This window comes from Dehalococcoides sp. THU4 (genome assembly GCF_043231265.1).
GTDB lineage: Bacteria > Chloroflexota > Dehalococcoidia > Dehalococcoidales > Dehalococcoidaceae > Dehalococcoides > Dehalococcoides mccartyi.
This window is the reverse complement of record NZ_CP171266.1, coordinates 172,914-195,133: the sequence shown is the minus strand read 5'-3', so window position 1 is coordinate 195,133 and position 22,220 is coordinate 172,914. Positions and strand designations below refer to the sequence as shown.

25 protein-coding genes are annotated in these 22,220 nt (G+C 48.0%); 16 read left to right on the top strand and 9 right to left on the bottom strand.

Going from position 1 to position 22,220, the window contains the following annotated elements; translation table 11 throughout:
• Positions 1 to 10 precede the first annotated feature (10 nt).
• The 3 genes from ACE6F3_RS01015 to ACE6F3_RS01005 are packed head-to-tail and all read left to right on the top strand — an operon-like array spanning position 11 to position 2,721.
• A complete protein-coding gene (locus tag ACE6F3_RS01015) occupies positions 11 to 559 on the top strand; it encodes a hypothetical protein (RefSeq protein ID WP_010936999.1) in 549 nt (182 codons plus the stop codon).
• On the top strand, positions 531 to 1,904 hold the full coding sequence (locus ACE6F3_RS01010) for a replication-associated recombination protein A (RefSeq protein ID WP_010936998.1): 1,374 nt from the start codon (positions 531 to 533) through the stop codon (positions 1,902 to 1,904). Before ACE6F3_RS01015 ends, ACE6F3_RS01010 begins: the two co-directional genes overlap by 29 nt.
• Positions 1,894 to 2,721, top strand: coding sequence for an alpha/beta fold hydrolase (locus ACE6F3_RS01005; RefSeq protein ID WP_279115336.1), 828 nt, complete (start codon positions 1,894 to 1,896; stop codon positions 2,719 to 2,721). The genes ACE6F3_RS01010 and ACE6F3_RS01005 overlap by 11 nt, the downstream gene beginning before the upstream one ends.
• An 88-nt stretch (positions 2,722 to 2,809) precedes the next feature.
• Here ACE6F3_RS01005 and ACE6F3_RS01000 read toward each other — a convergent pair whose 3' ends face one another.
• Positions 2,810 to 2,998 (bottom strand): YegP family protein, encoded by a 189-nt coding sequence (locus ACE6F3_RS01000; RefSeq protein ID WP_279115338.1) that lies wholly within the window; start codon positions 2,996 to 2,998, stop codon positions 2,810 to 2,812.
• 362 nt (positions 2,999 to 3,360) lie between these two features.
• Here ACE6F3_RS01000 and ACE6F3_RS00995 point away from each other — a divergent pair, with 362 nt between their 5' ends.
• Positions 3,361 to 3,708, top strand: coding sequence for a hypothetical protein (locus ACE6F3_RS00995; protein WP_010936995.1), 348 nt, complete (start codon positions 3,361 to 3,363; stop codon positions 3,706 to 3,708).
• Positions 3,709 to 3,802: 94 nt separating this feature from the next.
• On the opposite strand, the gene ACE6F3_RS00990 is transcribed toward ACE6F3_RS00995, so the two are convergent.
• Positions 3,803 to 4,366 (bottom strand): glycosyltransferase, encoded by a 564-nt coding sequence (locus tag ACE6F3_RS00990; RefSeq protein ID WP_279115341.1) that lies wholly within the window; start codon positions 4,364 to 4,366, stop codon positions 3,803 to 3,805.
• A gap of 228 nt (positions 4,367 to 4,594) precedes the next feature.
• Between ACE6F3_RS00990 and ACE6F3_RS00985 the strand changes: the two genes are divergently transcribed.
• From ACE6F3_RS00985 to ACE6F3_RS00975, 3 genes are all read left to right on the top strand, one after another.
• A complete protein-coding gene (locus tag ACE6F3_RS00985; RefSeq protein WP_278532475.1) occupies positions 4,595 to 4,999 on the top strand; it encodes a fasciclin domain-containing protein in 405 nt (134 codons plus the stop codon).
• A gap of 649 nt (positions 5,000 to 5,648) precedes the next feature.
• Positions 5,649 to 6,086, top strand: coding sequence for a universal stress protein (locus ACE6F3_RS00980; RefSeq protein ID WP_041342814.1), 438 nt, complete (start codon positions 5,649 to 5,651; stop codon positions 6,084 to 6,086).
• Positions 6,087 to 6,152: 66 nt separating this feature from the next.
• The gene (locus ACE6F3_RS00975; protein WP_052470946.1) at positions 6,153 to 7,559 is read left to right on the top strand and encodes an MFS transporter; all 1,407 of its coding nucleotides are present in this window, start codon (positions 6,153 to 6,155) and stop codon (positions 7,557 to 7,559) included.
• A 221-nt stretch (positions 7,560 to 7,780) separates the two neighbouring features.
• Here ACE6F3_RS00975 and typA read toward each other — a convergent pair whose 3' ends face one another.
• Positions 7,781 to 9,610, bottom strand: a complete 1,830-nt coding sequence (typA, locus tag ACE6F3_RS00970) for a translational GTPase TypA (protein WP_278532477.1) — start codon at positions 9,608 to 9,610, stop codon at positions 7,781 to 7,783.
• Between the two features lie 362 nt (positions 9,611 to 9,972).
• On the opposite strand from typA, the gene ACE6F3_RS00965 reads away from it, so the two are divergent.
• Positions 9,973 to 10,290 (top strand): zinc-ribbon domain containing protein, encoded by a 318-nt coding sequence (locus tag ACE6F3_RS00965; RefSeq protein ID WP_010936985.1) that lies wholly within the window; start codon positions 9,973 to 9,975, stop codon positions 10,288 to 10,290.
• A gap of 93 nt (positions 10,291 to 10,383) precedes the next feature.
• Here ACE6F3_RS00965 and ACE6F3_RS00960 read toward each other — a convergent pair whose 3' ends face one another.
• Complete coding sequence (locus ACE6F3_RS00960) at positions 10,384 to 11,493, bottom strand: dienelactone hydrolase (protein WP_324664505.1); 1,110 nt, start codon at positions 11,491 to 11,493, stop codon at positions 10,384 to 10,386.
• Between the two features lie 366 nt (positions 11,494 to 11,859).
• Here ACE6F3_RS00960 and ACE6F3_RS00955 point away from each other — a divergent pair, with 366 nt between their 5' ends.
• On the top strand, positions 11,860 to 12,402 hold the full coding sequence (locus ACE6F3_RS00955) for a response regulator (RefSeq protein ID WP_279115358.1): 543 nt from the start codon (positions 11,860 to 11,862) through the stop codon (positions 12,400 to 12,402).
• Between the two features lie 253 nt (positions 12,403 to 12,655).
• Entirely contained in the window at positions 12,656 to 13,840 is a 1,185-nt protein-coding gene (locus tag ACE6F3_RS00950; protein ID WP_279115360.1) for a nitrogen regulation protein NR(II), read from the top strand.
• On the opposite strand, the gene ACE6F3_RS00945 is transcribed toward ACE6F3_RS00950, so the two are convergent.
• Positions 13,788 to 14,081 carry a DUF167 domain-containing protein gene (locus ACE6F3_RS00945; RefSeq protein WP_278532479.1) on the bottom strand — a complete coding sequence of 98 codons (294 nt, stop codon included), beginning with the start codon at positions 14,079 to 14,081 and terminating at the stop codon, positions 13,788 to 13,790. The genes ACE6F3_RS00950 and ACE6F3_RS00945 overlap by 53 nt on opposite strands.
• Before the next feature lie 30 nt (positions 14,082 to 14,111).
• On the opposite strand from ACE6F3_RS00945, the gene ACE6F3_RS00940 reads away from it, so the two are divergent.
• The 3 genes from ACE6F3_RS00940 to rph all read left to right on the top strand — a co-directional run bounded on the left by ACE6F3_RS00940 (position 14,112) and on the right by rph (position 15,824).
• A complete protein-coding gene (locus ACE6F3_RS00940; protein WP_279115362.1) occupies positions 14,112 to 14,621 on the top strand; it encodes a CinA family protein in 510 nt (169 codons plus the stop codon).
• 1 nt (position 14,622) lies between these two features.
• The gene (locus ACE6F3_RS00935) at positions 14,623 to 15,027 is read left to right on the top strand and encodes an NUDIX pyrophosphatase (protein ID WP_279116067.1); all 405 of its coding nucleotides are present in this window, start codon (positions 14,623 to 14,625) and stop codon (positions 15,025 to 15,027) included.
• Positions 15,028 to 15,104: 77 nt separating this feature from the next.
• Entirely contained in the window at positions 15,105 to 15,824 is a 720-nt protein-coding gene (gene rph / locus ACE6F3_RS00930) for a ribonuclease PH (protein WP_077975519.1), read from the top strand.
• An 87-nt stretch (positions 15,825 to 15,911) separates the two neighbouring features.
• Here rph and ACE6F3_RS00925 read toward each other — a convergent pair whose 3' ends face one another.
• Positions 15,912 to 17,186: a glutamate-5-semialdehyde dehydrogenase gene (locus ACE6F3_RS00925; RefSeq protein WP_332445449.1), complete on the bottom strand. Its 1,275-nt coding sequence runs from the start codon at positions 17,184 to 17,186 to the stop codon at positions 15,912 to 15,914.
• Positions 17,187 to 17,291: 105 nt separating this feature from the next.
• On the opposite strand from ACE6F3_RS00925, the gene ACE6F3_RS00920 reads away from it, so the two are divergent.
• The 3 genes from ACE6F3_RS00920 to ACE6F3_RS00910 all read left to right on the top strand — a co-directional run bounded on the left by ACE6F3_RS00920 (position 17,292) and on the right by ACE6F3_RS00910 (position 20,357).
• A complete protein-coding gene (locus ACE6F3_RS00920; protein WP_332445450.1) occupies positions 17,292 to 18,062 on the top strand; it encodes a MerR family transcriptional regulator in 771 nt (256 codons plus the stop codon).
• A 179-nt stretch (positions 18,063 to 18,241) separates the two neighbouring features.
• Positions 18,242 to 19,090, top strand: coding sequence for a trypsin-like peptidase domain-containing protein (locus ACE6F3_RS00915; RefSeq protein WP_332445451.1), 849 nt, complete (start codon positions 18,242 to 18,244; stop codon positions 19,088 to 19,090).
• Positions 19,091 to 19,172: 82 nt separating this feature from the next.
• Positions 19,173 to 20,357, top strand: a complete 1,185-nt coding sequence (locus tag ACE6F3_RS00910; protein WP_332445452.1) for a trypsin-like peptidase domain-containing protein — start codon at positions 19,173 to 19,175, stop codon at positions 20,355 to 20,357.
• Positions 20,358 to 20,395: 38 nt separating this feature from the next.
• Here ACE6F3_RS00910 and ACE6F3_RS00905 read toward each other — a convergent pair whose 3' ends face one another.
• The 3 genes from ACE6F3_RS00905 to proB are packed head-to-tail and all read right to left on the bottom strand — an operon-like array spanning position 20,396 to position 22,119.
• Positions 20,396 to 20,722, bottom strand: a complete 327-nt coding sequence (locus tag ACE6F3_RS00905) for a hypothetical protein (protein ID WP_096476860.1) — start codon at positions 20,720 to 20,722, stop codon at positions 20,396 to 20,398.
• Positions 20,719 to 20,985, bottom strand: coding sequence for a hypothetical protein (locus tag ACE6F3_RS00900; RefSeq protein WP_010936972.1), 267 nt, complete (start codon positions 20,983 to 20,985; stop codon positions 20,719 to 20,721). Before ACE6F3_RS00900 ends, ACE6F3_RS00905 begins: the two co-directional genes overlap by 4 nt.
• A gap of 12 nt (positions 20,986 to 20,997) precedes the next feature.
• Positions 20,998 to 22,119 (bottom strand): glutamate 5-kinase, encoded by a 1,122-nt coding sequence (gene proB / locus ACE6F3_RS00895; RefSeq protein ID WP_096476859.1) that lies wholly within the window; start codon positions 22,117 to 22,119, stop codon positions 20,998 to 21,000.
• Positions 22,120 to 22,220 lie beyond the last annotated feature (101 nt).

Here is a 22,220-nt window from a genome sequence, read left to right as displayed (position 1 = left end):
CAGGAGACTTATGTCAAAGGTAGATAACCGGCTTCTTTACGCCAGTGAGATATATTCGGAAGAACTGCGTTTCAAGGTTATGGAGATTATGGCCATTATTGAGGCGGCTGTGGGTTTGGGGGTGGTATCATTGCTGGGGTATTTAGCTATCAACCCGCCTACCCCAACTGATAGGGTGCCTTACTGGCTGATAATGCTTATGGCTCTGGTCATGCTGGGTGTGACACTGCTGGTCTACAATATGCGCAAAATGTTTATCAGCCTTTCTACCGAAGGTATTTATATACGTTTCGGTTATTTCAAGCGCTTTTTCCCCTGGCTGGATGTGGAATCGGCTGAAATAAACGGCCGTAACCGTGATTTTTACGGCGGTTATGGCGTGCGTATGACCTGGGATAAAAAGGGGCGGATACTGGTTTGTATCACTCCCAAAACGCCTACAGTTTCCATAAACCTGGTAAACAGCAAATACCGCAAACTGGTTATTTCTACCAACCGTCCGGATGAGGTGCTTTTGATAGCCAGTAAACATGCCGGAAAGAATTATGGATCTTTTTGATGCCGGGGCTGAAAAACTGAAAAAAAGCCAGTCTCCGCTGGCTGCCAGAATGCGCCCGGAGGGGCTGTCTGAATTTGTGGGGCAGGACCACCTTATAGGTGAAGGCCGCGCCCTCAGACTGGCCATAGAGGGTGACAAAATACCCTCGCTCATTTTCTGGGGGCCGCCGGGTTCAGGTAAAACTACCCTGGCGAATATAATTGCCCGCCGTCTAGATGCCCATTTTTCGGCCCTGAGTGCCGTTTCAGCTGGGGTGGCGGACTTGCGGCGGGTAGTAGAGGAAGCCCGTGAACGCCTGAAATTTGAACGCAGGCGGACTATCCTTTTTATAGATGAAATCCACCGTTTCAACAAATCCCAGCAGGATGCCATTCTGCCCTATGTAGAGGATGGCACAGTGGTGCTTATCGGTGCCACTACTGAAAACCCCTCGTTTGAGGTGAATTCCGCCCTGCTTTCCCGCGCTCAGGTATATGTCTTAAATCCCCTTTCGGAGAAAGAAATATCGCTTATCCTCAAGCGTTCTTTGGAAGACCCAAGCGGTTTGGGGAATTACCATGCCAGACTGCTTGAGGAGGCCGAAAAGCATATCAGCAGTTTTGCTCAGGGTGATGCCCGTATTGCTTTAAATATACTGGAATTGGCGGTTATGACCACCCCGCCTGACAAAGACGGCTGGAGGGTGGTAGGCTTGCCCCAGGTTGAAGATGCCGCCCAGAAGAAAAGCCTGCGGTATGATAAAAGCGGTGAACAGCACTACGATTTGATTTCAGCCCTGCACAAAACTATGAGAGGCTCTGACCCGGATGCGGCTGTTTACTGGCTGGGCAGGATGCTGGAAGCGGGAGAAGACCCTTTATATATTGCCCGCCGGGTAATCCGTTTTGCCACCGAAGACGTGGGTCTGGCTGACCCGCAAGGGCTGGTGGTAGCTATGGCCGCCCAGCAGGCAGTCCATTTCTTGGGTATGCCCGAAGGCAAACTGGCACTGGCCGAAGCGGTTATTTATCTGGCTGCCTCACCCAAAAGCAATTCCGTATATACGGCTTATTCCAGTGTCCAGAAGGAAATAGCCCGAAACCCTCAGGCAGATGTGCCGCTCCACCTTCGCAATGCCCCAACCGGCCTTATGAAGGACCTGGGTTATGGCAAAGATTATAAATATGCCCATAACTATCAAAACCACTTTGTAAAGCAGCAAAATCTGCCCGAAGCTATCAAGAACAGCCGTTTTTATTTTCCGGGTAAACTGGGTTATGAACTTAATATTGTAAACAGGCTGCGTGCCTGGTGGGGAAATGCTAAAGCTGATACAACTACAGGAGAAAAACAGGATGACAGCTGAAAATGAATTTGCACCTCAGATAGCCCGTTTGCCGGGGGTAGATTTATCCTACTGGGAAGCAGGCAGCGGCCCGGCGCTGGTTTTTATGCACGCCGGTATTACTGACAGCCGTTCTTGGCATAACCAGCTTCGCGAATTTGCCAAAGACTATCATGTAATTGCGCCGGATATGCGCGGTTACGGTCAGAGTGTTATTACCGATGATATTTTTAACTACTACCGTGACGTGCTGGAGTTGCTTCATCTTTTGCGGATAGATAAAGCGGTGCTTGCGGGTAACTCGGTAGGGGGTACGTATGCTCTGGATTTGGCTCTGCTCCACCCGGATATGGTTTCCGCCCTGGTGCTGGTAGACCCGTGTATGCGCGGTTACCGCAATACAGATGAAAAATTTTTAGACCTTGACCGCCAGCTGGAAGAGCTGATTTCGCTTGGACAGAAAACCCAAGCCATAGAGCTTTATCTGCAAATTTGGCTGGTCGGTAACAGCCGGACAGACGCAGATATAGACAAGGGTGTCTACCGGTTGTGCAAGAAAATGCTGGAAGAAAACTATCAGGCAGTAGTTGGCGGTAAACGGGAACAAAGGTTAAAACGCCCTGAGGCCGAAGATTACCTTAGCCTTAAAATACCTACGCTGGTACTGGTAGGTGAACATGATGTCCCTGATATGCATACCATCGGGGACAGATTTGTTAAGTCCATTCCGCGGGCGTCTTTCCAGGAAATAAAGCAGGCCGGGCATTTGCCAGCTTTGGAAAAACCGGCGGAGTTTAACAGCCTGCTGCGGGAGTTTTTAGGGCAAAACGGTCTTTGACCTTTAAACATTTTGGCGGGTTATACGTAAATCAAAAATTAGCGGCGGGCTATAGACCCGCCGCTTTCTTTGGTGAATATATAACGGTTTATGACTGGCTGATGTCTACAATCGGGGCGGTAGGTGCATTTTTCTTGACGGATTCAACCCCGTTAAGGGCATTGGCACGGGTAGTGTAACCTTCACCGGAATCCGCAATCGTCTGCCCGTTGCTGGCTATTAACCTCCAGCGGAATTCACCTTTTTTGTCTGTGAAAAGCTCAAATTTAGATGCCATAAATGCCTCCTCAGAGTTATTTATTTAAACCATTATAAACAAATAAATATTGGTGAATAAATAAGTGTAAGTACTTATTTTAGAGTCTGATGGTACCTAAGTAGCTTTTCCGGGGATAACCGTTATATCCTGAGTTCAGTCTGGCAGTATGCGTATTGGCTTCGGTTTGGTCTTATTCCTTCGGCGGATATTTAATTTATGTCTTGAGAGATTGTACTGTATGGCATATAATATAACGTTCAAAAATGGGTGACAGTCTGCCGGCGGAGTGTTTGCTTATATAAGACAGGCAGTTACTCCGGGGTGTTGGCGGGTTTCCGTTTGGCGGCTGTTATTTAATACAAAGATTTCTAGGAGGATACATGGAACTCACACTTGGAGAAGCTACACGCTACGTTTTAAATGAGCAGTATGCTAAAGTGGCTGCAGGCATGTATACAGATGCATTTCATCTGAAAAACGGTGAAACATTTAATCCGGATACTGCAGCTGACAAAGCTAAATGGCTGAATGAGATTGAAGCTAAACTAAAGGAAATTCACTCAGCCAAAAAAGAATCCGGCACTTTCAGCCAGCCCCGCCACGAAATAGCCCAGGAAGCTTATGTGGAAACCAAGCTCTGGCTGGAAAAATTATTGGGTATCAAGGGTTATGAGGAAAAGAACAAGGGTTTCCACCTGGGGCTTGAGTTTAAAGATTCGGTTAAGTAATCCGGTTTTGTAGTACTTAAGAGGGCGGCAGTACGTACTGCCGCCCTCTTTTATATCTGCGGGGTAAAGCGCTTGTTTCTGACCGTCAGAAGTACTATCGGCGGGTTTTCCGCATAGCAAGGTAGGTAGCTTCCAGACGGGATAAATCCAGTTCCCCGCTGCGGGACATAAGGAATATATGGTCTTCTTTCATACCCAGCTTGACCATATCCAGGGCTATTTCGTCTGTATCACAGGTGACCACTTTTGAGAGCGGCAGTACGTGTTTGATAGCCCAGCCATGGTTGGTATGGGCGTCATGCAGTATATCAGTACCGACTGCTGTCAGGGTAATAGGCTTTAAGCGGCCTATACGGCAGACCAGACCGGCCAGTATGCCGTAATCAGACATATTTATAGCATGAATAATATCCGGCTTGAGAGACATCAGCGAAAGCTGAGCCTGAAAAAATGTCAGATAAGTAAGCGGGTATTTCACCGGGAATAGCAGATGGTGAAAACGGATTCCCTTATCCAGTGCCGTCCCGTCTTTTACTTGGTCATGGCTGAATATATGTACTTCATGTCCGCGTTTGGCAAAATAATTTGCCCATTTCAGGTTTAACTCATCAGCTGCACCAGCCAGCAGGCAAAGTTTCAGTTTTGTCTTGTTATCCAATTTATTACTCCAGTCTTTTGATGAACGCCATATTTTCTCATTTTAGCTCTAAATAATAAAGGCAAAATATTGGTGCGTATTCCCGTAATCTGCTTAGGGCAGGCACAGTCTGCCGGAATAACTTACATAATAAAAAATATATTTGACGGGTTAAAGGGTATTTACTTTCTGTCAGTCCGGTGCTTAAACTTAGGGTGGAGGGGTAAAATAACCTGAAAGGATAGAGCTATGATGGATCTGGTTGATACCGCAGCGGCAAATGTGCGCCTTTCGTCCTTGTGCAAAGCAGTTACCCAGGTTGGGCTTATAGATATTCTTCGGGGAGGGCCTTTCACCATACTGGCACCTGACAACGATGCTTTTACCCAAATGCCTGAGGGTATGCTGGATTACCTGATGGAAAATGAGTCTGAATTAAAGTCTGTGCTGCTTTATCACATCATACCCGGCCGGCATACGGTAGAAGATTTGAGTAAACTCTATTCCACCAATACGGCTCTGGATAAGCCGGTGGAGATTTGGATTTCGGGCAAAACGCTGGCTGTAAATACCTCTCACGTTATCACCAAAGATATAGAAACCTCAAATGGTTTGATACACGTTATTGACAAAGTGTTACTTCCGCCCAAATAATATAGTTGTTCGGGCCTTACCGGGTGCATACGTAACCCGGATTGAGGCAGAACAGACGGCAGTTAATCCGGAGGGGGTGACTGCCGTCCTTTTTTAATGCGCTATATATTTGCCTGAAATTATATAATCCGCTTTGAAAGGCCGTTTTTTTGGCCGACGTGCCGTATTTTACATCTGTTTTAGCTGTGAAATTGCTTTAAAAAGCCTGTTTGCAGGCTAAATTTGACATTATTTATTGAATTGGGTTATTCTGTTGGCACTTCTTATTTCTCTGCTTCCCTGGTTCTCCAATAGGAGAAGGTTCCCGAATTTACCCCGGCATAGTTATCCATTAACTGTCTGAGTAAATCTTAAGGAGGTCGGAAAGCATGAGCAACTTTTCTCTTATTCTATTCTGCGGGTACTGATAACTTTTCAGTATACGCAGGGTGCCTCTGTCTGCTGTAATCACAGCACTTGACTGATTGGTAGTATATTTCTGGTTTGCCGAAAAATTCCGACAAATAGAAGGGGAGTAGTATTCTCTCATTTTATGGTTTAAAGGAATATAAACGGCAGAAACAGGTAAAATCCAGTCGGATTTGGAAACCGCAAAAGCAGGTCTTTTCCGCTAATATATACAAAGACCAGTAATATCAGGAGGTAATGAATGTACAAAAAGATCCTGGTTCCGTTGGACGGTTCAAAGGTTGCTGAAGGAGTATTACCTCATGCTAAGGCCTTAGCCTTTTCCGAGGGTAGCCAGATTCTGCTTATAAATGTGGTCTCCAACCCCGCTATGGAGTTTGCATTTTCTGACCCTGCCATTGCCGCTATTTCGGTAAACGAACAGGTAGATACCGGCAAAGAATATATGGCCAGTATTGGAAACAAACTTAAAAGCGAAGGGTATGACGTCAGGGTTCTGTTAAGGGAAGGCGGAGCAGCTGAAGTTATACTGAAAACAGCAGAGGAAGAGAAGGTGGACGTGATTGCCATGTCCACGCACGGAAGAAGCGGTGCTGCCCGCTGGTTACTGGGAAGCGTAGCCGAACGGGTTGTCCGCCACTCCAATATTCCCATTATGCTTATCCGCTCAAGCGAATAATCTGCTTGTCCTGGGCGGCAAGGCAATTAACAAATAAATTAAAAGAGAACTGTATAGGAGGGACATATGATGCAAACATCTAGCCCCCCCACTCCAAAAGGCATATGGAAGGTAATATTCGCTTCCTCTGCCGGTACGGTTATAGAATGGTATGACTTCTATATCTTCGGTGCTTTGGCAACTACCATTGCCAGCAAATTCTATAATACCGGTACCCCCATCGGCGATATTATCGCTTGGCTGGGCACGTTTGCTGTCGGTTTTCTGGTTCGCCCGTTCGGTGCTATAGTTTTCGGCCGGATAGGTGACCTGGTTGGCCGCAAATTTACTTATCTTATTACAATTACCATCATGGGCTCGTGCACCTTCCTCATTGGTTTATTGCCCACTCAGGACGTGCTGGGTGCCTGGGCAGGTATAATCCTTATTACCATGCGTATTCTGCAAGGTCTGGCCTTGGGTGGTCAGTACGGCGGTGCGGCTACCTTTGTGGCTGAACATGCTCCGCAGGGAAAGCGTGGTTATTACACCAGCTGGATTCAGACTACAGCTACACTGGGTTTGCTTATCTCCCTGGGTGTCATCTTAGTCACCCGTATGGGTCTGGGAGAAGCAGACTTCAACGAATGGGGCTGGCGTCTGCCGTTCATGGCTTCCATATTACTGGTGGCGCTGTCACTCTGGATACGCAGTGCTTTAAAAGAATCTCCTCTGTTCCAGCAGCTGAAGGATACCAAAGCTGTTTCCAAAAACCCGCTCAAGGAAAGCTTTGCTAATCCTTATAACCTGCGCTGGGTTCTGATAGCCCTGTTCGGGGCTACCATGGGTCAGGGCGTGGTCTGGTACACAGGTCAATTCTATGCGCTGTTCTATCTGCAGAAAATATTTGATACACCTCTGATTGATTCCAACCTGATAGTCGGTGCGGCGCTGCTGCTATCCATGCCGTTTTTTGTCTTCTTCGGGTCTCTCTCAGACCGGATAGGCCGGAAAAAGGTAATGCTTACCGGTATGCTTCTGGCGGTGCTGACTTACTATCCCATTTACGGCCTGATGGCGGCCTTTGCGCCTACAGACCCCGGCCAGCACTTCCTGTTCGGTTATATAGGCTATAACCCTGTCATGCTGGGTATCCTGGTATTTATCCAGGTAATTTACGTGACTATGGTTTACGGGCCTATTGCCGCCTTCCTGGTAGAGCTGTTCCCCACCAAGATACGTTACACCTCTATGTCTTTGCCTTACCATCTGGGTAACGGCGTCTTTGGTGGTCTGGTGCCTATGATAGGTTTGATACTTATCAATGCCACCGGAAATGACTTTGCCGGATTGTGGTGGCCGATGGCTATTGCCGGTATCTGTATGGTAGTTGGTTTCATGTTTATTAAAGAAACCAACAAGGTAGATATATCCGATGCTTCCACCTCAATTTCGGTTAAACATGAATCTGACCAACGGGCACTGGATAAATAAAATTTTTTCAGGTATAAGCTAGTACTCTCTAAGATTTAACAGTACAAGCCGGGTAAATGAGTGCCGCCCCTCCACAAAGAGGGGCGGACGGTTTTATATGGCAAAAGAAGCTTAAAAGACCTGTATCGGATAGCTGTCTACCCTGCTTAAAACCACCTCGTTTCATACAAAAGGGGCAACTTTAGATTGCCCCCTGGTAAAGGCTATCAGCCCAAATACGGCTAATTATTTTCAGTGCGTTTGCGAGCCCTAAGCCGCATTTCGGTATCCAGTATCTTCTTCCGCAGGCGGATACTTTTGGGAGTTACCTCAACCAGCTCATCTTCGGCGATAAAATCCATAGACTGCTCAAGGCTGAGTTTCATAGGCGGCACCAGTTTTATGGCAATGTCCGAGGTTGACGAACGGATATTAGTCATCTTTTTCTGCTTGCAGACATTTACCGCCAGGTCAAGCCCTCTGGCATGCAGGCCGACTATCATGCCCTCGTAAACAGGTACATTGGCATCTATCATCAGTATGCCCCGTTCCTGCGAGTTATTAAGCCCGTAAGTGCAGGACAAGCCTGCTTCGGCTGCCACCAATGCGCCGGTCCGGCTTTGCTCTATTTCACCGCACCAGGGTTGAAAATCCAGAAACTGGCTGTTCAGTACGCCTGTGCCTCTGGTAGCTGTCAGGAACGAGTTGCGGAAGCCGATAAGACCGCGGGTGGGTATATTGTATTCCAGCCTTACGTTTCCTTCGCCGTCATTGTGCATATCAGTCATGCGGGCCTGGCGTTTACCCAGAAGTTCGGTGACCTCTCCCACAAAATCCTCGCGGACATCTATCGTCAGCGTTTCCACCGGCTCATAGACTTTGCCGTTTATATCTTTCGTGATGGCTTCGGGTTTGGATATTTCAAATTCGTACCCTTCGCGGCGCATGGTCTCTACCAGGATGGACAGGTGGAGTTCGCCCCGCCCGGAAATCAAGAATGAGTCCGGCGAATCCGTTTCCTCAACCCTCAACCCTATATTGGTCTCCAGTTCACGGAAAAGCCTTTCCCGAAGCTGGCGTGAGGTGCAGAATTTACCTTCCCGCCCCCCGAAAGGTGAGGTATTGACCCCGAAAGTCATTCTGACAGTAGGTTCGCCTATTTCAATGCGGGGCAGGGCCTCAGGCTGGAGAGGACTGGTGACGGTATCACCTATTGAGGCGTTTTCCAGCCCGGTAATGGCCACTATCTCACCCGCTTCGGCACATTCCACTTCCTGTTTGCCCAATCCCATAAAGGTAAATACCTGACCCACTTCAAAAGGGTGAGCTTTATTTTGGGAATCTATATTAACTACCCGGTCATGGGAGCATATTTTACCCCGCTGAATGCGTCCGATAGCTATCCGCCCTTTGTGGGTATCATAATCCAGGTTGGAAATAAGCATTTGGAATTCACCCTGGGCGATGCTGGGCGGGGGGATTTTATCCAGTATGCACTCAAACAGGGGGATAAGGTCAGTGCTTTTTGTACCGGGGGTATTTACGGCATACCCTTCGCGGGCAGAGGTATAAACTACCGGGAAGTCCAGCTGTTCCTCGGTGGTAGCCAGCTCCAGAAACAAGTCCTGTACCAGCCCCAGCACTATTTCAGGGCGGGCATTTTCGCGGTCTATCTTGTTTATAACTACAATAGGCTTCAGCTTTTTCTGCATGGCTTCCTTAAGCACAAAACGGGTTTGGGGCATAGGGCCGTCTATACTGTCAATCACCAAGAGACAGCCGTCTGCCATATTCAGTACCCGCTCAACCTCACCCGAAAAGTCAGCGTGTCCGGGAGTATCAATGATGTTTATCTTTACTCCGCGGTAGGTTATGGCGGTGTTTTTGGCCAGAATAGTGATGCCTTTTTCCCGTTCAAGGGTGTTTCGGTCCATAATAAGCTCGCCAACGTGCTGGTTTTCACGGAAAATGCGGCTTTGTTTAAGCATCACGTCTACTAGGCTGGTTTTGCCGTGGTCTACGTGGGCAATAATAGCAATATTACGGATATCGGTTCTCTGGTAGTTTTCCAAAATCTTTCTCCTGAAAATAGCCTGGTTACCAGGGCATACTTCGCCCTGCAAATCACAAAAGAATGAACAAGCGGGAATTAAACGGAAGAAACCAGTCGGTAACGCTGGCGTAAGCCGTAGGGGATATGGATAAAAAGGTTATTCAAATTTGTCTTTACTGCTTTATTATTCACTGCTTAGAGAAATATTTTACTCTTTTCAGGAAAATATGGCAAAAAGGTCAAATTGGTATTTGTAAATAGCCAGGCACAATTGTATAATTACCTTCGGTGGTTTAGAACACAGGTTGTCTCATCGGTTAACCCTTCACTTTGGATGACCGCAACTCTAGCCAACTATTTTCAGAGAGGAGGTCATCCAGATTGGCTTACCAGGATAAAGAAATCCAGTGTGCTGATTGTGGCGCTTCATTCACCTTTACAGCTTCAGAGCAGGAGCTTTATGCTTCCCGCGGCTACACCAATGATCCCAAGCGCTGCGTTAGCTGCCGCCAGGCCCGCAAGGCTGAAAGAGGCGGTTCGACCGGTGGTTTCGGGGGTATGAGCAGAGGTCCTGCTCGCCAGATGTTCCAGGCTGTCTGCGCTCAGTGCGGTCAGGACACCGAGGTTCCCTTTGAACCCCGCCAAGGTCGCCCCGTGTATTGCAGCAATTGCTACAATCGCGTAAAAGGCGGCAGATAGGCACTAGTTTAAGAAACTAAACAAAGCCCTGCTTTTAAAAGCAGGGCTTTTTATTTACCCCCGGAGGTTTTTTAAAAGGCAGGGATAGAAAACCTATTCCAGTTCGTAATAATACTGGGCCAGCATGGGGTCCTGGTTTTCCAGTACCTTAAGGGCATCTGCATCACCTTTCAGATAGTAGTTCATAAAAGCCAGACTGTAAGTCATAATGACTTCAATCCGCCCGTCATGGTTTACATGCGGCAGCGGGTCTGAAATGCTGTAAGGTGACTGGCTGAAGGTAAAGTGATGGGACTGGCTGACCACCAGAAAGAATTTAGGTGCGCTAAGCCCCTGGTCAGTTACCCAGAGGTCATCTTCGGCACTGGTCATCATCAGGTCATAATCCCCCCGCATAACCATAACCGGAATATTCACATTGTCCAGATTGTTCTCAAAGGGATAAGCCGGTGTGGCCAGCAGGATTATGGCTTTTATCCGCGGATCAGCCACCGCCGGGTCAGGGTGGGCACCGCTAAGAGAGAGCGTAGTCAGCCCCCCCAGTGAGTGCCCGGCCATGCCTATTTTATCGGCATCTATCAGCCCGTAAAAAGGCGAAGACTGATTTTCATTCATATTCAGTACATAATCCAGACTGAAACGGGACTGGTTTATGCGGTAATTTTCCAGGTAGTTAAGGTAATTATCACGGAAAAAATTGTCTACTGCTGAAAAAAGGTTATCAGTACGGTTATCCCAGTCTGTTCTGGGAGTAGTGGAGATATAATCTGAAAAAATTATTGACGGCATGTCATTAAACTCTACTGATGCCACCACATATCCCTGTCCCACCAGACTCTCCTTAAGATAAAGGGGGTCAATGTCATTAGCGTTCAGTCCGTGATTGAAAATAATAAGCGGATACGGCCCGCCGCTGAAATCTGCCAGTGTGCCGTCAAATCCCTCAAAAGAGAAAGAACCCTGGCCGGTGGTGGGATACCAGATTGAAATATCCAGAACCTCAGGGTCTTTGCCCGCCTGATTAAAAGTTATCTGCCCCTGAATGTTGCCTACCTGATACTGGGCTATCAGGCTTGAATTTACGTACGGGACAATGGCGGCGCTGATTATCATGGGCAACCCGAGCAGGGCTATGCTTGCGAGTACAATTCCCCAGCGGAAAATAGTTTTAGTAGTCTGGCTTATTGTAATATTACGAATCACCCTAACTAAACCCTGCCTTTATCAGTGTATCTAACTTGTATCTCAGGTGGATATTATTTTAAAATACCTTACTGGATTACAATAATAACACACTGACCCTAAAAAACGTAACATCAGCTTTGGCATGATTAAAGATACAGCATGGCTGTTTGGGCGGATACTTCTGGATTATTAGGCTATTCCGGGGATTCGGGTGATTTGGGGCTGAGAACAGGCTGTAAAGATATAGTAACCAGATTATCATAGTGTGTATATAATATGTTCAAGATTTTGTCCCTATTTGTCCTTTGCATAGCGAGTTGCTATAATGTAAAAAGAGTCTTGTAAGAGTATAAATATATTGTTACAAAGGATTAGGAGAATATCATGGCTGATTTAATGACTGTTCGCGAAGTAGCCGAATATCTCAGAGTTACCCAGAAAACAATTTACCGTCTTCTCCAGCGTAATGCTATTCCGGCGTTGAAGGTCAGCCATAGCTGGCGTTTTGACAAGTCATCTATTGACGAATGGTTACGCAAGAGTGCGGTTGGCGTAAGGGCAAGTGTCCTGGTTATTGATGATGAGGGTACAGTGCGCAGTCTTTTCAAAGAGACTTTGGAAGACCAGGGGCATGCGGTCAGCATGGCCAAAAACGGGGATGAAGCGCTGGAACAGCTGCAAAGTAAAGACTTTGACCTGGTATTCCTTGACCTCAAAATGCCCGGTTTAAATGGGGCGGAACTTTACCAGAAGATTCGGGCCATCAAACCTAAACTGCCGGTTACTATCATAACCGGTTATCCTGACAGCGACACTATGGCCAAAGTATTGGCACAAGGTCCCTTTGGTGTTATGAACAAGCCCTTCGGTGAGATGGATATCATAAACGCCACCAAGAATTTTCTCCGCATTTCTCCCGAAGCTTAAATAGTTTTAATTTTTTACTCTAAAAGAAGACCAGCCTCAGGCTGGTCTTTTTCTTTTCAACTCTGTACTTTATTAGGCATTTTTAAACATGTATAATAAAAGACGTAATAATCTGTATAGCTGGGTAAAACATATCCGAGCAAATTAAGCGGTGTCAGAAAGTCCGGCTGTATCTGGGAAGGCCGCTATTGATACTGCTTCCGGGGCTACTCAGATTTGGCGGGGAATACCGTATATTTTGTAGGAATTACTGATGGAAAAAGCCGAACTTTTTCATTTATTTTTAGATAATATGCTGGATGCGGTGGCGGTTTATGAAGCCTCCGGGGAAGGAAGGCCGCTCAAATTCCTGGAGGCCAACGGGCAAATGTGCCGTTACCTCGGCCATACCCATGAAGAGTTTTTAAGGATACAGCCTGCGGATGTCAGTTTTGAGTGTTTCAATATAAACCGGACTGTATGGCTGGACCTGCTGGAAAGCCGTTACCTTTCAATAGAATACCTGTATAAGACCAAAGACAACAGGTCTGTACCTATAGAAATACATTATCATTTATTCCAGCTGGATGAAAGAAATCTGGTATTTTTAACTATCCGGGATATTTCTGAACGCAAAAAGGCTGAAGAGAAGCAACGCAGATTAGAAAAAGACCTTAATCTTTCCAGCCGCTTAGCCTCGGTGGGTGCGCTCACAGCCGGAGTAGCTCATGAAATAAACAGCCCGCTTACCAGTATCCTCGGTTTTTCGGAAAGACTGGCCCGTAAATGTACCAGCGAAGAACAGCACCGGGATATTGAGCGTATCCATACGGAAGCACTGAGGGCGGCCAAGGTAATAGATAACCTGCGCACATTTGCCCGCAGCTACCAGCAGGAAAAGAAGCTGTGCGGACTTAATGAAATTATCCGTAAATCTGTGGAACTGCGTGAATACGAGCTGGTTGTGCAGAATATAGTGGTGGAACTGGAACTGGCGGAAAATCTGCCGGCTACTTTGCTGGATTTTTACAAGATACAGCAGGTGTTGATTAATATGATACTTAATGCCGAACAGGCCATGTATCAGGCTCACGGGCGGGGCAGACTGCTTATTAAGACCCAGAATATGGGCAATTATATCCGCATGATAATAGAAGATAACGGGCCGGGTATTTCACCTGAAATTGCGGAAAAGGTATTTGACCCGTTTTTCACCACTAAGGAAGACAGCCGGGGTACGGGGCTGGGACTGAGTGTGTGTTACGGTATTATTATGGAACATGACGGCAAGATACAGCTTGAAAGCAAGCTGGGGCAGGGAACGCGGTTTATTATAGATTTGCCTGTTAAAAACAGCCGGATATCCCGGAAAAAGGCCGCCGAAGTAGTGGTGGTGAAGGTGAACGCTAAGACCCCCGCAAAATTGCCGAAATCTTTGCCTCAAAATCTGCCTGACTAAGTGAGTAAAAGGCTACCACTTTGTTTCTGCCGCTAAGCCCGCGGCATATTTCTATTTCTGATTTCGGGGTATCTAAAAGGTTGCTCAGGTAGTCTACCAGGGCTTTGTTGGCCTTGCCCTTTTCCGGTTGGGCAGCTATCCTGATTTTCAGCAGACCATTTTCATACCCGGTCAGCTCATTCCTCTGGGCAGAAGGCAATATTTTTAAATTTACCCTAAACGGGCTTTCTTTGGCTGGCATATTAAACCCTCTAAAAGGTAATATAATACTATGATTGATAACCCAGATTATAAACTAACTCTTCTGGCAGGGGAAATAGGCCGGCTGCTTAATAAGTGCAAGCTCAGTTTGGGCGTTACGGAATCCGCAACCGGCGGGCTGGTTTCACACGCCATTACCAATATCCCCGGCTGTTCGGCTTATTATCTGGGCTCGGTCACCAGTTACTCTAACAGTATCAAGCAAAAACTTCTAGGTGTATCCACCCGAACGCTGGAAAGCCAGGGTGCGGTGAGTGCCGAAACCGCCTGCCAGATGGCTTCGGGGGGCAGGCAGTTGCTGGGTGCCGATATTTGTTTGTCGGATACCGGCATTGCCGGGCCGGGGGGTGAAACCCCGTCCAAGCCGGTGGGGCTTTTTTATTTGGGTTTAGCCACCCCGGAGGGTATCAAAGCATTTGAACGCCGTTTTACGGGCAGCCGTGAGGAAATAAAATATCAGGCGGCTATGGCTGTTTTAGAGATACTGAAGGAATACCTGGAAGATACCTTTGGTGAATAACATGCCCCGTATCCAGCCGGTGGTAACCGCTTTTCTTATAAAAAATGGCAAAGTGCTTTTATTTAAACGCAGCCAGCGGGTGGGAAGCTACCGGGGGTGCTGGGCGGCTGTATCCGGGCATATGGATACCTCACCCCTTGCACAGGTTTACACTGAAATATCCGAGGAAACCGGTTACACTCCCGAAGAACTGGTGCTGCTCAAAGAAGGGCAGGTATTTGAGTACCATGATACTGCGCTGGGTATCCGCTGGCAGATACACCCCTTCCCTTTTCACCTGAAAATTGACAGGCCGCCTAAGATAGACTGGGAGCATACTGATTTCCGCTGGGTTTTGCCGTCTGAAATAGCTTCCCTTGCTACTGTTCCCCTGCTTAAAGAGGCGTTTGAAAGCCTGAGCGGATAAACGGCTGCGTTGTCCCCGTTTACTTCAGGGTGTTATACTTGCGGGTATAAACTAGTTTAGAAATGGAGTCTGTATTCATGCAAAGAGGTGATGGCCGCAACTTCAACCAGCTAAGGCCGATAACAATTACTCCCGGTTTCCAGAGCTTTGCCGAGGGTTCGGTTTTGATAGAGCAGGGTAAGACCCGGGTAATCTGCTCGGTCAGTATGGAAGATAAAGTCCCCCAGTTTCTGCGTAACAGCGGTACGGGCTGGGTGACGGCTGAATATTCCATGCTGCCCCGCTCCACCGTTACCCGCACCCAGAGGGATTCATCTGCCGGCAAAATATCCGGCCGGAGCCAGGAAATCCAGCGTCTTATAGGCCGCTCCCTGCGTTCCTGCGTGGATTTAGCGGCTCTGGGTGAGCGGTCTTTTATTATAGACTGTGATGTTATTCAGGCAGATGCCGGTACCCGCACCGCTTCCATAACCGGTTCCTATATAGCCTTGTATCTGGCGTTTAAAAAGATGGTAGATATGGGTATCCTCTCCAAAATGCCCTTTACTTCTCAGGTGGCGGCGGTCAGCGTCAGTATTTTTAAAGGCAATATCGTGCTTGACCCCTGTTACGATGAGGATTTTCAGGCCGAAGTGGATTTTAACCTGGTTATGAATGACCGGGCTGAGTTTGTGGAAATACAGGGTACGGCTGAGGGTAAAACCTTTTCCCGTGATACCCTTGACCAGGTACTTAAACTGGGCGAAGCCGGTATCCGGCAGCTTTTTGATATTCAGAATAGTATTACCCGGCCGTAGCTTTAGTCAGCCGTGTGGCAGATATTTAAAAGGGGGGCTTTAAAGCCCCCCTTAGATTATATTCAGTTACGAAAGTAGCGTAATAAGCTATCCCCGTATCTGGCCGTTCCCGTAGACTATCCATTTGTAGCTGGTTATCTCCTTAAGCCCCATGGGGCCGCGGGCGTGCATCTTCTGGGTGCTTATGCCCAGTTCCGCTCCCAGCCCGAACTGTGAGCCGTCTGTAAAACGGGTGGAGGCATTTACCATAACGGCAGCTGCGTCCACTTCGTTCAGAAAACGCTGTGAAGAGGTATAGTTCTGGGTGACTATGCTTTCGGTATGCCCTGAGCCGTATCTGGCAATATGCGAAAGAGCTTCGTCCAAGCTGTCTACTACCTTTACGGCGGCAACCAGCCCCAGAAATTCCTTGCCCCAGTCATCTGCGGTGGCGGGTACCAGCTTGCAGCCGGAGGTATTTTCCAGTATTTCCATAGCCGTTTTATCTGCCCGTATTTCCACTCCGGCTTTGCTCCATTCGGCGGCAACCACCGGCAGGAAAGCGGCGGCTATATCTTTGTGTACCAGCAGGGTATCCATGGCGTTGCAGACGGTGGGGCGCTGTACTTTGGAATTGTAAGCTATGTTTACCGCATCAGCTATATTGGCATCTGCATCCACGTATACATGTACTACCCCTATGCCGCCGGCAACCACCGGTATAAACGAGTTTTGTTTAACATAACTAATCAGCCCGGCGCCGCCTCTGGGTATGACCAAATCTATCTGGCCTGAAAGCTTGAGCAGGTGGTTTACCAGACTATGCTCAGTATTTTCTATAAACTGGACAGCTTCTTTGGGCAGGCCTGCCTCTTCAACCGCCTGGCGTATCAGCCTTGCCAGAATGGTGTTTGAATGGATAGTTTCCTTGCCGCCGCGCAGGATAACCGCATTTCCGGCTTTCAGGCACAAAGCGGCAATATCCACCGTGACATTGGGGCGGCTTTCATAAATAGCCGCAATAACACCCAGCGGCACTCTTTTTTTACCTATCACCAGTCCGTTTGGCATGGTGTTCATATCAAATATTTCACCCACCGGGTCAGGCAGGGCGGCAATAGCCAGAGTATCTCTGGCAATCCCTTCCAGACGGCTCTGGGTAATAACCAGACGGTCCAGCATGGCAGCAGCCATACCCGCCGCTTTAGCTTCGGTCTGGTCTTTCAAATTAGCTTCCAGTATGGCCGGGGCGTTATTAAGCAGGCAGGCGGCAATATTTTTAAGGGCGGCGTCTTTTTTAGCTGATGAAGCATAGCTTAAAGGGCGGGAAGCGGCTTTGGCCAGACGGGCTTTTTCTTCTATTTCCAGCAGTGCTTTTTCCATTGTCTCTCCTCTAAGCCGCGGTGATACACAAATATTAAACTCTGGGCCGGAAAATGGCAAGGTTAAAGTTAGACTAGTCTTGGCTCTTGACCATTACCTTAGGTAATGCTTTATGATAGTGTTATGGAAAAACTGCTGACAGTGGGCGAACTTGCCAAAATGGCCGGAGTGAGTATACGCACTCTGCGCTTTTATGATGTGCACGGACTGCTGAAACCCCGCAGTTATACTGCTGCCGGCTACAGGCAGTATGGCCGGGATGAGGCTTTGCGCCTTCAGCAGATACTCTTTTACCGTGAGCTGGGGTTTTCGCTGGAAGAGGTAAAAAAGCTGGTTGATGACCCGGCTGTCAGCCTGCTTGAAAACCTGCGCCGCCAGAGCCGTCTGCTAAAGGACAGGGAAAAACAGCTCTTAGATTTGCAAAATACAATTCAGAAAACTATATCCAGTCTGGAAGGGAAAATAGAAATGGAAATAAATGAATATTATCGGGGTCTGCCTCAGGAGAAGATTGATTATTACCGCCGTGAAGCCCGCCGCCGTTATGGCGAAGAGACAGTGCAGCGTTCCGAAGAGATGGTGGTAAAAATGGGTAAAACCAAAATGGCAGAGCTTCAGGCACAGGGGCAGTCTATATTTGAAGAACTGGCTGAGAATATACCGGGTGGCCCTGCCCATCCTATCGCTCAGGAGCTGATATCCAAATGGCAGAAATGGCTTGAAAACTTTGCCCGGTATACTGACGAAGGCTTGCTTGGCCTGGCCAGAGGTTACCGGGATGACCCTGAGTTCAAGGCCTTTTTTGACAAAATTCATCCCGGACTGGCTGCTTTTATTGCAGATGCAGCCGAGGTGTATTTTAAAAAGTCAGTGTGATAATCTGCAAAATATCGCAGGAGTTGGGGGGTGGGGGCTGTTCTTCAGCCCCCTGTTTTATTTCCAGAGAGTAAGTTTTGAACACTGCCGGGAAATTATTTTCCGGCGTTTTAACATTTCGGCATTTGAAAGAGTTATTATAGAGTATCCGGTTTGAATTTATACTAACGGAGGTAGCTGTGGAAAGTGCCAGATTTCGCTGGGTAAGTATTTCAGTTATTGCCCTTCTGGTGGTGGTTACCGGGTTTAATACCCTGATGCTTTTTCAAAAATCCGACCAGCTTAGCCAGGCTGAAACCCAAATAAATTCTTTGACCCAGAGCCTGGCTTCACTAAACAGCCTGGGCGGAGATATTTCCAGCCTGCAGCAGGATTTCTCTGACCTGCAAAGCCAGCTTCAGCAGATAAATACAGACCTGACCTGCCATGTATGTGCTGTTGCTGACGTGGTCAGCCTGATTGAACCGTCAATAGTGCGGGTAGACGTGAGCGGACGCAATTTCAGTGCTTCCGGTTCCGGCACTATTATTGATAAGCGGGGCTTTATACTGACCAATTACCATGTTATTGAAGGGGCAACTACTATCAGGGTAACCCTGATGGAAGGGGCTATATACTCAGCCAGTGTGGTAGGCAGTGACGCCGGCCGGGATATAGCTTTGCTGCGGATGAGTGCCACCGGCGGGCAGGAATTTCCTGCCGTTACTCTGGCAACCATGGCGGATATAAAAGTGGGTATGGATGTGGTGGCAGCCGGGTTTCCCCTGGGGACTGACCTGGCCGGGCCGGCTACTTTCACCAAGGGCATTGTTTCGGCTATGCGCACCTATGAAGGTTATCTGTACGTGCAGACAGATGCGGCCATAAACCCCGGCAATTCGGGCGGTTGCATGGTGAATATGGCTGGGCTTATGATAGGTATACCCTCTGCCGGGATAGTACCTTATGGCGAGGATATAGAAGATATAAATCTGGTTATACCGGTAGATGATATTCTAAGTTTTCTTGCCTTGTATCTGCCGGGCTAAAAAAATATAGCTGTGCATCCCTTTCCTAAATATACCCCAAAAGGGTATTATAAGATGTGCATAATCTAAAGGAGGATGAGGTATGACTACCGCCCAGAAATGGATAGGAGTATTACTCAGCCTGGTACTGGTAGGGGTAAGTGCGTTTAACACGGTGCTCCTGCTTGACCAGAAAGACCAGCTTGAGACAGCTCAGGGGCAAATTTCGTCTTTGCAAAGCCAGCTTAGTCAGGCCGGGACTGATATAAGTTCCCTTAAAAGCCAGCTGACTGCTGTAGATGGCCATTTGGCTACTCTGGATGGGCAAGTTGACGAACTGTTGAAACTTTCTACAGCTCAGGTGGATGCCATTGCTTCGGTAATGGCTTCGGTGGTGTATATAGAAGTGGATTATTATGACCCGTCTACCGGTGAAAGAGGTACTGTTTCCGGTTCGGGGACTATCATGGACAGCCGCGGCTATATACTTACCAACCGCCATGTGGTGGAAAATGCCACCCACGTTACCGTAGTCCTGCCCAATAAGCAGATTTACGATGCCGATGATTTCTGGACTGATGATTTTATGGATGTAGCCGTAGTCAAAATAGATGCAGACGGCCTGCAGGCGGCATCTTTCGGTGACCCCGCTAACCTTAAAGTGGGTGATGCGGTGGTGGCTTTGGGTTATCCTTTGAGCATATCTCCCCTTGATGGGGGCATGACGGTAACCGCCGGTATTGTAAGTAATCTGGAAAACTGGTTTTTCATAGATGAAACGCCTTATTTTGATGTAATCCAGACAGATGCGGCTATAAACCCGGGTAACTCCGGCGGCCCTATGATAAACCTTCAGGGGCAAATCATAGGTATAAACAGTGCCGGTATTCTGGATGCCCAGAATATGGGTTTTGCAATAAGTGTGGCTACTGCCAGGCATATTTATGAAAGCCTGGTGGCAGACGGCAGTTACAGTCAACCCTATCTGGGTATAGATATTGACGACTATTATGATGATATATCCGGCTTTCCCGGTGCTGAAGCCTCAACTGGGGTTGAAGTGCTGGATGTTGAGTCCGGCAGTGTAGCCGCCCTGGCCGGTTTGAGGGATGGAGATGTTATTTACCAGTTTAACGGACAGGCTGTAACATCTTTCTCAGACCTGCTGCGCTTTCTCTGGAGGATGAATGCCGGAGATACAGTGGTGCTTGAAACTAAGCGTAACGGCATTGAGCGGACTATCACCATAACCCTGGATGAACGCCCGTTATCTTCATATTACATTTAGTTTATAAATAGCAGTTTATTAAAAAGCCCGGTGCTCCTTTAAAGCGTGCCGGGCTTTTTTTGTCCGTATTTGCTGTACAGGTTTCCCAGCGTACCCCTGCCGTTTACCAGATAACGGTACTTCTGAAGTTTACGTCCCGGCGGGGTAATAAGGCTGATAACCACACTGCCCCTGCGCCCGTCTTCCGTTTCAAAAATGTATTCAGAGGGTTTCAGCTCTTTTGAGGATGTTATTTCTCCCCACCACTTGGCGGATGTATACTGGCTGGGGTTGGTTTCCATCAGATTATACTGGACATCCGCCAGCGGTTTGTCCACGTCCTTCAGGTAAATATGGCCTGAGCCGTTTGTATATTTGATACTCACGGGGTTTTAAGCGGGCTCATACCCTGAAAGAGATAAAAATGGCGTGAAGGCATACCGTAAACGGCTTTGTTCAGTTTCTTTTTAAGGGTACAGCGCCCTTGTTTTCCGTCTTCGGTGCGGATGGAATAACCGCCGCCGTCAGCTACCTTGTGGTATTCGGTGAAGACCAGTTCGCCCCACCAGCGGGAATCAGAACTATCCTGAAGGGTATACTCTACCTCCCCTATCAGCTGGTCTCCCAGGTATATACTGCCCAGTGCCATGACCTACCTCCGTTAAATTACCACCAGGTTATTGCGGTGAATTATTTCCGGGCCTTGATTGCCTGCCAGAACTGTGTTTATTTCGTCAGTATGCAGCCCTTTTATCTTTGAAACATCATCTGAAGAATAGTTGGTTATGCCATAGCCCAGCCGTTTGCCGCGGCTGTCGCTCAGTTTTACAATATCCCCCCGCCCGAATTTGCCCTCGGATTGTTGCACCCCGGCGGCAAGCAGGCTTTTCTGGTTTTCCTTTATAGCTTTGACCGCCCCGTCATCTATGCAGATATTGCCGCGGGTGCAAAGCCCGCTCATCATCCAGCGCTGGCGGCTGTCCGGTTTGTGGAGTGAAGGCATAAAGCGGGTACCTTCGGTTTCCCCGCTGGCCAGTTTAAGGATAATATCAGGTATATGCCCGTCTGCTATGATGACATTTACCCCCGAAGATGTTGCCAGCCTGGCGGCCTCCAGCTTGGTAACCATGCCGCCGGTACCCAGCTTGTTGGAACTGCCGGCAGCCAGTTTCTCCAGCTCTTCGGTAATCTCTTTAACTTCGGTTATCAGCCGGGCATCCGGGTGGAGGGTGGGGTCAGCCGTATAAAGCCCGCGGATATTAGTCAGTATCAGCAGCAAATCAGCCTCTATCAGGTTGGCTACCATGGCAGACAGGTTGTCATTATCCCCGAATTTGGCCTGCTGGATTTCATCTACTGCCACCACGTCATTTTCATTGACAATAGTTATAACTCCCAGCTCCATTAAAGCCAGCAGGGTATTTCTGGCGTTTAAATAACCGGAACGGTCAGACAAATCGCTCTTGGTCAGCAGACCCTGGGCAACAGTCAGCCCGTGGGGGCTGAACAGCTGGTCATAATAATTCATAAGCTGGCTCTGGCCTATAGCCGCCAGCACCTGCTTGAAAGGCACATCTTTCGGGATATGCCTGAGACCCATTTTAGCCCGTCCGGCGGCAATTGCCCCGGAGGAAACAATAATTATCTCCGTACCTAAACGGGTCAGGTCAGCTATCTGGCGGCATAAATCCGCCATGCGCTCATGGTCAAGCTTGCCTGTGCCTCCGGTCAGCAGGCTTGTCCCTAGCTTTATTACAATCCGTTTGTAACAATTTCCGTTCATAAATAAGTCATTATAGCAAGCAAGTTAAGCCAGAACAAGAATTCCCCCGTATAAGTTGCCGCCAGACTTGAGGGAAGGCTCTTCCCGGTGATACAATTTTC